Genomic DNA, 1,527 nt, shown 5'->3' with positions numbered 1-1,527 from the left:
GCAGGAGGAGCCATGACGATCAAGCAGGTCATCACCGAGGGCGACAAGCCGGTCAAGGTCTGGACCGAGAAACACCCGCAGCTGCTCAAGGCCTTCGGACGCTTCTCCAACTGGATCAACCAGATCGGCACCTTGGGCGGCGGCAATCATTTCATCGAGGTCTGCCTCGACGAGTCCGGGCGCGTGTGGGTCATGCTGCACTCGGGCAGCCGCGGCATCGGCAATGCCATCGGCCATGACTTCATCGATCACAACTACGTCGAACGCGAGCACCATTTCGGGTCGAACGTCTGGGTGACCCGCAAGGGTGCGATCCGGGCGCGGGAAGGGGATCTCGGCATCATCCCGGGCAGTATGGGCGCGCGCAGCTACATCGTGCGCGGCAAGGGCAATCCCGAGAGTTTCTCCTCCTGTGCCCATGGCGCCGGGCGCTGGATGAGCCGCACCGCGGCCGAGAAGCAGTTCACGCCGGCGGATCTGGCGGCTCAGACCCAAGGGGTGATCTGTCGCAAGGACAAAGGTGTGCTCGACGAGATTCCGGGTGCCTACAAGGACATCGACCAGGTCATGGCCAACCAGGCGGACCTGGTCGAGGTGGTGCATACGCTCAAACAGGTCGTGTGCGTGAAGGGCTGAGAGCAGCATGACGATCGAGGCCGACTAAACCGGAATCGACCCGCGACGGTGCACCGAGAGCGCGGCACACCTCTCGGCGGCGACGCGCGTAATCAGTCATGCCGCGAGCGACGGGAGTACCCAGGTGGGCCGTACCGGCAACCGCCCCGTCTCACGCCCAGGCGCCAGCCCGGTGCCGACCAGCACGGCGTCGAGGCCCGCACCCAGGGCGCCCGCGATGTCGGTCGCAAGCTGATCTCCGAGCATAACCGGCCGGGACGCACCGAGCCGCCGACAGGCCACATCGAAGATCGCGCGGCTCGGCTTGCCCAGGCGCGTGAAGCCGATGCCCCGCTCGGGCCAGCGCTCGCGGATAACCGCTTCCAGCATCGCGGCCAACGCCCCTGCCGTGAGCGCGACCCGCCCGGGGCGCACCGGATACATCAGATCGGGGTTGCAGAGCAGCAACCGCAGCGGCGCGCCGGCATCGAGGCGGCGCACCAGCAGACTCAGCGCGAGATCCAGGTGATCGGGCCAGCACAGGTCCTGCTGATCGGCGACGATGAGGGCCTCGGCGTCGACATCCCCCTCGAAGGGCACGACGATGGCGCCCGCCCGCTCGGCATAGCGGCGCGATCCCTCCGGCCCCAGCACCAGGGCGCGCACCCCGCGGAGATTGCCGGCCACGCCGGGATCGGCCAACAGCGCACCCGAGGTCAGGATGCGCTCGGGCGGGATCGCCAACCCCACCGCGGCGAATCCTCGGCTCAGCGTCTCGGGGAGCCGGCTGGCGGCGTTGGTAACCACCAACCACGGGCAACCGTCGCGGTCCAGGTCAGCGAGCAGCGCGGCCGCCCCCGGCAAGGCGCGCTCCCCATCGAGCAGCACCCCGTAGGCATCGAGCAGGAAGCC

At 68.6% G+C, this 1,527-nt stretch carries 2 protein-coding genes; one reads left to right on the top strand and one right to left on the bottom strand.

Translation table 11 applies throughout. From position 1 onward, the window contains the following. The coding region (locus THIMADRAFT_RS24175; protein ID WP_083829390.1) for an RtcB family protein at positions 1-636 on the top strand (636 nt) is incomplete at its 5' end. A gap of 96 nt (positions 637-732) precedes the next feature. On the opposite strand, the gene THIMADRAFT_RS24170 is transcribed toward THIMADRAFT_RS24175, so the two are convergent. Next, a partial coding sequence (locus THIMADRAFT_RS24170) for an HAD-IIA family hydrolase (RefSeq protein WP_007195770.1) occupies positions 733-1,527 on the bottom strand: 795 nt, incomplete at its 5' end.

This window comes from Thiocapsa marina 5811 (assembly GCF_000223985.1).
In the GTDB taxonomy this organism is placed as follows: domain Bacteria; phylum Pseudomonadota; class Gammaproteobacteria; order Chromatiales; family Chromatiaceae; genus Thiocapsa; species Thiocapsa marina.
This window is presented reverse-complemented; position numbering and strand designations above follow the sequence as displayed.